Consider the following 7,726-nt stretch of genomic DNA (forward strand, 5'->3'; position numbering starts at 1 on the left):
AAGATAAAACTATAAAAAGTTTTGTGTAATCTTTGCAGAAGTGGTTGAACTTGATATTGAAGTATTAATCTATCCTTTGTAATTTCCTCTGGTGTTTTTAGCCATGTTTGCCCATCATACCAACCAGACTCCTCATAAAAAACTGTGGTATTTGCCAGACGTGACCGGATATAATTCCAACCCAGATAAAGTCGTAACAATACCAAAATTAGAATCAAACCTGCACCTGCTGAACCACTTAGTAAGAATTTCACCAAATATTTTTCTGGAGGAAAACTTGCTGCTGCGACTGGGCCAGAAACTAACCAACTCCAGATCCAAACCCAGACTAGCTTCCTTAAATAATTCGGTCTTTCTAATGTTACCCAGTCAAATAACCAGGAATTTTTGAGTTCTTCATATTCGTTTGCTGGTTGTTGTTCTGGTGGAACCGGAGAGCTAGATGCTATCTGTTTAATCATAAAGAATAAATTTTTTTCTCACTTATTTTTATAACAGTAAAGAAGTAATTAACATTGACAGTTTGAGTCTAATCGAGCAATGATGAAATATCTATTCTTTCTGCATGACCCCAGAATGCTTCTAAATTATAGAAATCTCGTTCTTCGGGCTTTAATATATGAACTATAACATCAGCATAATCCATTAAGATCCAAGAACTTTCGCTTTGGCCTTCGACTCCTAAAGGATAAACTTGCTTCTCTTGTTCTACCTTTTCGGCGATCGCCTGAGATATGGCTCTTACTTGGACATGAGAATAACCTGTAATAATCACAAAGTAGTCTGCTAAATAAGATACTTCTGATACTTTAATGACAACAATGTTATCTCCTTTGCGGTCCAATGCTGCATTAACAATTGTGGATGTCAATTCTAAGGTTTCATCAGGTCCCGAATTTGTCAGACTTGTTTCGGTTGACAAGGATTGAATATGAGGGTAATTTGACATCAAATTATCTATTTCCTTAATTAATTGAATTGCTAATTGATATTGGCTAATTTTTGGCCTCTATATTAATCATATCTTGTTAATTTATTGTCTGCTGGATCTTTTGTTCATCCAGTTGTATTTTGGCCTTTTCCATAAACCAATTTCTAGTCAATAGAATTCGTGGGTGAATCAAACTATGTAAGCCAAGCAGATGTTTTATAGTATAATCACTGCTTAGCCAAACTGCTTGGTCGAGATTTTGGGAAGCTAATTGTCTTAAATGTTCTAGCTCAGGGGTCTTACCTCTACCAGGTTCCAAAGTATCTGCCAGGAAAACTATGCAACTTAGCTGATTCATGGCCGGACATCCTAATGTATGGTTAGCGATCGCTGCTAAGATTTCTTGATCTTCTATGCCAAATTCTTTTTTGGCCACAATTGCACTAACATCTGCATGAAGCAAGTGAGGACAAACTGCTAATACTGAGTCTATTTCTAAACCTTCTGACTTAGAGATTTGTAATAGACTTTGTGGAGAAAAGTATTTAGCTAAGTCGTGCATCAGTCCTGCGAGTTTAGCTTTTTCTTGGTTTAAGCCATAATAGCTAGCTAGTTCCTCTGCCATTTTTTCTACTCTGAGAATATGTCTGATCCTAGAGGTAGGGACATGATCTGAAAGCCATGTTAAGACTTTTTCNTCGTGCATCAGTCCTGCGAGTTTAGCTTTTTCTTGGTTTAAGCCATAATAGCTAGCTAGTTCCTCTGCCATTTTTTCTACTCTGAGAATATGTCTGATCCTAGAGGTAGGGACATGATCTGAAAGCCATGTTAAGACTTTTTCTTTAAGTTGAACCAAGTCTAATTTTTCTGGTTTGATTGAGAGTTCCTGAGCTTTCATAGAAACTATTATTACTCCAAGCGTGATAATTTTTATAACAGTTTATTGTAAATATAATTCTATCTACAGACTGAAATTATAATAGGAGTGATTTTTTAGTAAGGGACTCTTGAGTTAATTTTTTTTCATACTAATTCTCAAGGGTGAATATCAAAAGAGTCTCATTTTTGCCATCTATTTGAATAAGTCACTATTTCCAATAATTTAGCTGTTTAGCTATAGATAAATTTTTCTTGAGCTGGGGAGTTATAAATACAGAAATATCAGTTATTTCCACCTTGGGAATAAAAATTTTCTGATTAACGTAGAGCTTACAATACTAATATTATATCAAGATATACTAGCAATGAGTAATAGCTTATTTTGCTAGAATAAGCTAAATTGAAAATTAAGAAATTTTCCACAGATTTGTACTAACAGTAAAGTCTGAAACATAGAAATATGCCATCTTCAGAGTCCTCATCCCCAATATCACAGTCTGAGGAAACAGCTACTCAGTCAGACACCTTAGAAACCGAGTTTATTGTTGAATTTTGGGGTGTGCGAGGTAGCATACCTACTCCCGGTAGTAGCACAGTTCGCTATGGTGGTAATACCTCTTGTGTAGAAATGCGTGTAGGGGGAAAACGTTTGATTTTTGATGGAGGTACGGGTTTAAGAGTATTGGGTTTAAACTTACTGAAGCAAATGCCAGTTGAAGCTCATATATTTTTTAGTCATACTCACTGGGACCATATTCAAGGTTTCCCATTTTTTATACCTGCATTTGTACCAATTAATAAATTTCACATCTATGGGGCAATAGCACCTGATGGTACTACAATTAAGGAAGCTTTATCCGATCAAATGGTAAATCCTAACTTTCCTATTCCTTTACAGGTAATGGGTTCGGAGATGAAGTTTAATGACTTTAAGAATGGAGATGTAATTAAGCTTGATGATATTGAGATTGAAACAGCTCCTCTAAATCACCCAAATTTTGCCGTTGGATATAGAGTTTGTTGGGAGGGTAAAACTGTAGTTTATTGTCCAGATACAGAACNATCAAATGGTAAATCCTAACTTTCCTATTCCTTTACAGGTAATGGGTTCGGAGATGAAGTTTAATGACTTTAAGAATGGAGATGTAATTAAGCTTGATGATATTGAGATTGAAACAGCTCCTCTAAATCACCCAAATTTTGCCGTTGGATATAGAGTTTGTTGGGAGGGTAAAACTGTAGTTTATTGTCCAGATACAGAACATTATGAAGACCGCTTTGATGAAAATGTACTTCATCTAGCTCGTAATGCCGATATATTAATATATGATGCTACCTACACAAATGAAGAATATTATGATGTGAAATCCCCGAAAATCGGTTGGGGACATTCTACTTGGGAGGTAGCTGTAGAGATAGCAAAAAAAGCAGGAGTCAAACAAATAGCAATGTTTCAACACGATCCTGGTCATAGTGATGATTTATTGGATGAAATTCAAGTTGCTCTCCAATCAATATTTCCTAATGGGTTAGTAGCAAAAGAAGGTATGACAATTCCTATTGTTTAGTAAGCTCAAAATAAAGCATAAAAAAATAGCACAGAGATTATATTCATGTCAAGAGCTAATCTCAGAAATAGGTCTAGACAACGACCACCTCTTTTTTTACTGTTACTACTGATATTTTTGTGGAGTACGAGTTGTGGTTGGGTTATGGCAAAAATCTCTACTGCAACGACTATTTCACAAATTGATTCTGAATTAATTAGTAATGTTGATGTGGTTCCCCAACGTTATCGGTTAGGACTATCGTTGTACTTAGAGAATTGTGCTACTTGTCACGTTGCAGTACCTCCTCAAGTCCTCCCTACAGAAAGTTGGCAAATAATTCTTCGAGATTCTCAACACTACGGTGTACAACTCCCTCCTCTCATAGATCCACCCCGTCAACTTATTTGGAAATATTTACAAGTTTCTTCTCGTCGCAAATCTCAGCAGGATGAGAGAATACCGTACAGAATTGCTAGTTCTCGTTATTTCAAGGCACTTCATCCAAAAGTTGAACTGCCTCAACAATTAAATATCAAGGGTTGTATTTCTTGTCATCCCAAGGTTACAAATTTTGACTATCGGACTCTTAACTCAGAATGGCCAGATTAGTGAATTTAGAATTTAGAATTTAGAATTTAGAATTCTGAATTTAAAAGTAATGGAAGTAGGAAAATAGGTTGAAAAACTATAAAAACCCACCCTAGGGCAAACCCAAGTCTTTAAGTCAAAACTCAAAAGTCAAAAGTAATGGCAGTAGGAAGATAGGTGGAAAAACCATACAAAAAACCACCCCTGGGCAAACCTAAGTCTTTAAGTCAAAAGTAGAAAGATAGGTGGAAAAACCATACAAAAAACACTCTAGGGAAAACCTAAGTCTTTAAGTCAAAAGTAAAAAGTCAAAATTCAAAAGTAGGAATATAGGTTGAAAAACCATAAAAAAACACTCCAGGGAAAACCTAAGTCTTTAAGTCAAAAGTAAAAAATCAAATTAATAAGTATAAATATTCAAAAGTATTAAGGTTTTAGCATTTTTAGAGTGAAAAAAGTGCCAGCTTTTTAGACTGAAAAGCTCAAAAAGTTAGCATTTTGAACAGACAAGATTCGNTCCCCACACTCCCCACACTTCCCACACTCCCCACACTCCCCACCTAGATCGGGCATGGTTTTAGACCAGTCAATTTTTGATAAAATAATTGATACCCATTTTTTAACAAGCAAATAGTTCTAAACTGACTCAACTCAGACAAGAGGTATATTGACAAAATCAAGAAAAAATGGTAATGAAAACAACCATTTTGACAGTTAATAATTGGAATTTAACTTAAATAATAACTATGTTCAAAAAACTTCTCGGAGACCCCAACGCACGCAAGCTCAAGAAATTTCAACCTTGGGTGACAGATATTAATATTCTTGAAGAAGATATTCAAAAGCTTTCAGATGAAGAGCTGAGGGCAAAAACAGGAGAATTTAGACAAGCTCTAGAAAAAGCTAAAACTAAGGATGAAGAAAAAGAAATTTTNAACTTAAATAATAACTATGTTCAAAAAACTTCTCGGAGACCCCAACGCACGCAAGCTCAAGAAATTTCAACCTTGGGTGACAGATATTAATATTCTTGAAGAAGATATTCAAAAGCTTTCAGATGAAGAGCTGAGGGCAAAAACAGGAGAATTTAGACAAGCTCTAGAAAAAGCTAAAACTAAGGATGAAGAAAAAGAAATTTTAGAAGAAATTCTACCAGAAGCTTTTGCAGTAGTCCGAGAAGCAGGAAAGCGAGTCCTGGGTATGCGACACTTTGATGTCCAACTATTGGGGGGCATTATTTTACATCAAGGCCAAATAGCAGAAATGAAAACTGGGGAAGGTAAAACTCTGGTTTCTACTTTGCCAGCATACTTAAATGGTCTAACAGGTAAAGGTGTTCATGTTATTACTGTTAATGACTACCTGGCAAGACGGGACGCGGAATGGATGGGACAAGTGCATCGGTTTCTGGGTTTAAGTGTAGGGTTAATTCAACAGGGTATGAACCCAGAGGAACGGAAAAGGAATTATGCCTGCGATATTACTTATGCTACTAACAGCGAAGTTGGATTTGACTACTTGCGTGATAATATGGCAACTACCATGGATGAGGTAGTACAACGTCCATTTAATTTTTGCACTATTGACGAAGTTGACTCAGTATTGGTAGATGAGGCACGAACTCCTTTAATTATTTCTGGTCAGGTAGAAAGACCGAGTGAAAAGTATATTAAGGCATCACAAATAGCAGCAGCTTTGGATAAAGAAAAGGAACATTATGAAGTAGATGAAAAGGCGCGAAATGTGTTATTGACTGATGAGGGTTTTGCTGAAGCAGAACAATTATTGGGAGTAAAAGATTTATATGACCCTGAAGATCCTTGGGCGCATTTTGTATTTAATGCTTTGAAGGCGAAAGAATTATTTATCAAAGATGTTAACTATATTGTGCGTGATGAAGAAGTTGTTATTGTTGATGAATTTACTGGTAGGGTAATGCCAGGGCGACGTTGGAGTGATGGTCTGCATCAGGCGATCGAGGCAAAAGAAAGGGTAGATATTCAACCAGAAACTCAAACACTGGCAACTATTACTTATCAGAATTTCTTCTTGCTTTATCCAAAATTATCGGGAATGACAGGAACGGCAAAAACTGAAGAAACAGAATTTGAAAAAATTTATAATCTCCAAGTGACGATCGTACCTACTAATAGACCAACTGGTAGAAAAGATTTATCAGATGTGGTTTATAAAACAGAAGCAGGAAAATGGAAGTCGATCGCTCAAGAATGTGCAGAAATGCACGAAGAAGGTCGCCCAGTGTTAGTAGGTACAACCAGTGTAGAAAAGTCAGAGTTACTATCTAACTTATTAGGTCAACTGAAAGTTCCTCACCAACTGCTGAATGCTAAACCAGAAAATGTGGAGCGGGAATCAGAAATTGTCGCGCAAGCTGGTCGTGGCGGTGCGGTGACAATTGCTACTAATATGGCAGGTCGAGGTACGGATATTATTTTGGGTGGAAATGCTGAGTACATGGCAAGGTTGAAACTACGGGAATATCTGATGCCTAGGGTTGTGAAACCAGAAGATGATGATGCTATGGGTATGGTGCGTATACCAGGAGCAAAAAAGCCTAATTCAGCAAAAGGTTTTGACCCTCAGAAAAAGGTGAAAACTTGGAAGGTTTCCCCTCAAATATTCCCAGTGAAGTTGTCACCACAAACTGAGGGAATGTTGAAGTCAGCAGTAGATTTTGCTGTGAAAGAGTGGGGAGAGAGAGCGCTGCCAGAATTGGTGGTGGAAGATAAGGTGGCGATCGCTGCGGAAAAAGCTCCGACTCAAGATGCAGTTATTCAAAAGTTGCGGGAAGTTTACAACTTAATTCGCAAAGAATACGAAACTTACACAGATAAGGAACATGATGGAGTAATAGGATCTGGTGGGTTGCACGTTATTGGTACTGAGCGCCACGAGTCACGGCGTATTGATAATCAGTTGCGGGGAAGAGCGGGGCGACAAGGAGACCCTGGTTCGACTAGATTTTTCTTGAGTTTGGAAGATAACTTATTGCGGATTTTTGGTGGCGATCGTGTTGCTGGAATGATGCAGGCGTTTGGGGTTGAGGAGGATATGCCAATTGAATCTGGGTTGTTGACTCGTTCCTTGGAAGGTGCCCAGAAGAAGGTGGAAACATATTATTATGATATGCGGAAGCAGGTGTTTGAGTATGATGAGGTGATGAATAACCAACGTCGGGCGATTTATGCGGAACGCCGACGGGTATTGGAAGGTAGGGATTTGAAGGAACAGGTGATTAAGTATGCGGAGCAAACTATGGATGATATTGTGGAAGCGTATATTAATCCTGAGTTGCCTTCGGAAGAGTGGGAGTTGGATAAGTTGGTGGAGAAGGTGAAGCAGTTTGTGTATTTGTTGGCAGATTTAACTCCGGAGCAGTTGTTCGATCTGTCGATGGATGACATTAAGACTTTTATGCATGAGCAGGTAAGGAATGCCTATGATATTAAGGAGGTATGCGGAGCAAACTATGGATGATATTGTGGAAGCGTATATTAATCCTGAGTTGCCTTCGGAAGAGTGGGAGTTGGATAAGTTGGTGGAGAAGGTGAAGCAGTTTGTGTATTTGTTGGCAGATTTAACTCCGGAGCAGTTGTTCGATCTGTCGATGGATGACATTAAGACTTTTATGCATGAGCAGGTAAGGAATGCCTATGATATTAAGGAGGCGCAGGTGAATCAGATTCGTGGTGGTTTGATGCGGGATGCGGAACGTTTCTTTATTTTGCAGCAAATTGATACTTTGTGGCGGGGGGGG

The 7,726-nt window shown here is 37.8% G+C and carries 6 protein-coding genes and 3 pseudogenes; 6 read left to right on the forward strand and 3 right to left on the reverse strand.

The window, feature by feature from the left end; translation table 11 throughout:
• The 3 genes from AFK68_RS19360 to yqeK form a co-directional block, all read right to left on the reverse strand.
• Positions 1–461 (reverse strand): CGLD27 family protein (locus tag AFK68_RS19360; protein ID WP_143438048.1); only part of this gene is annotated, 461 nt, incomplete at its 3' end.
• Positions 462–529: 68 nt separating this feature from the next.
• Entirely contained in the window at positions 530–949 is a 420-nt protein-coding gene (gene rsfS, locus AFK68_RS19365; protein WP_094674279.1) for a ribosome silencing factor, read from the reverse strand.
• A gap of 79 nt (positions 950–1,028) precedes the next feature.
• Positions 1,029–1,628, reverse strand: a 600-nt coding sequence (gene yqeK / locus AFK68_RS19370; RefSeq protein ID WP_143438049.1) for a bis(5'-nucleosyl)-tetraphosphatase (symmetrical) YqeK, incomplete at its 5' end; no start/stop codon positions are given.
• A gap of 642 nt (positions 1,629–2,270) precedes the next feature.
• Here yqeK and AFK68_RS19375 point away from each other — a divergent pair.
• From AFK68_RS19375 to secA (AFK68_RS19400), 6 genes and pseudogenes are all read left to right on the forward strand, one after another.
• Positions 2,271–2,871, forward strand: a 601-nt coding sequence (locus AFK68_RS19375; protein WP_143438050.1) for an MBL fold metallo-hydrolase, incomplete at its 3' end; no start/stop codon positions are given.
• Position 2,872: 1 nt separating this feature from the next.
• A pseudogene (locus AFK68_RS19380) lies at positions 2,873–3,378 on the forward strand (MBL fold metallo-hydrolase); the annotation flags it as partial.
• Positions 3,379–3,423: 45 nt separating this feature from the next.
• The gene (locus tag AFK68_RS19385; RefSeq protein WP_094674283.1) at positions 3,424–3,969 is read left to right on the forward strand and encodes a diheme cytochrome c; all 546 of its coding nucleotides are present in this window, start codon (positions 3,424–3,426) and stop codon (positions 3,967–3,969) included.
• A 725-nt stretch (positions 3,970–4,694) separates the two neighbouring features.
• Positions 4,695–4,882 (forward strand): hypothetical protein (locus AFK68_RS45730; RefSeq protein WP_371357456.1); only part of this gene is annotated, 188 nt, incomplete at its 3' end.
• A 17-nt stretch (positions 4,883–4,899) separates the two neighbouring features.
• Positions 4,900–7,404: pseudogene (gene secA / locus AFK68_RS19395) on the forward strand (preprotein translocase subunit SecA); the annotation flags it as partial.
• Positions 7,405–7,423: 19 nt separating this feature from the next.
• Positions 7,424–7,726 (forward strand): annotated as a pseudogene (gene secA, locus AFK68_RS19400) (preprotein translocase subunit SecA); the annotation flags it as partial.

Source organism: Hydrocoleum sp. CS-953 (assembly GCF_002260545.1).
Classification (GTDB): domain Bacteria; phylum Cyanobacteriota; class Cyanobacteriia; order Cyanobacteriales; family Microcoleaceae; genus Trichodesmium.

What these genes read in the sequence shown, in the direction of transcription:
- rsfS (WP_094674279.1), bottom strand. Translation starts at nt 949, where the DNA reads ATGTCAAATTACCCTCATATTCAATCCTTGTCAACCGAAACAAGTCTG.
- AFK68_RS19385 (WP_094674283.1), top strand. Translation starts at nt 3,424, where the DNA reads ATGTCAAGAGCTAATCTCAGAAATAGGTCTAGACAACGACCACCTCTT.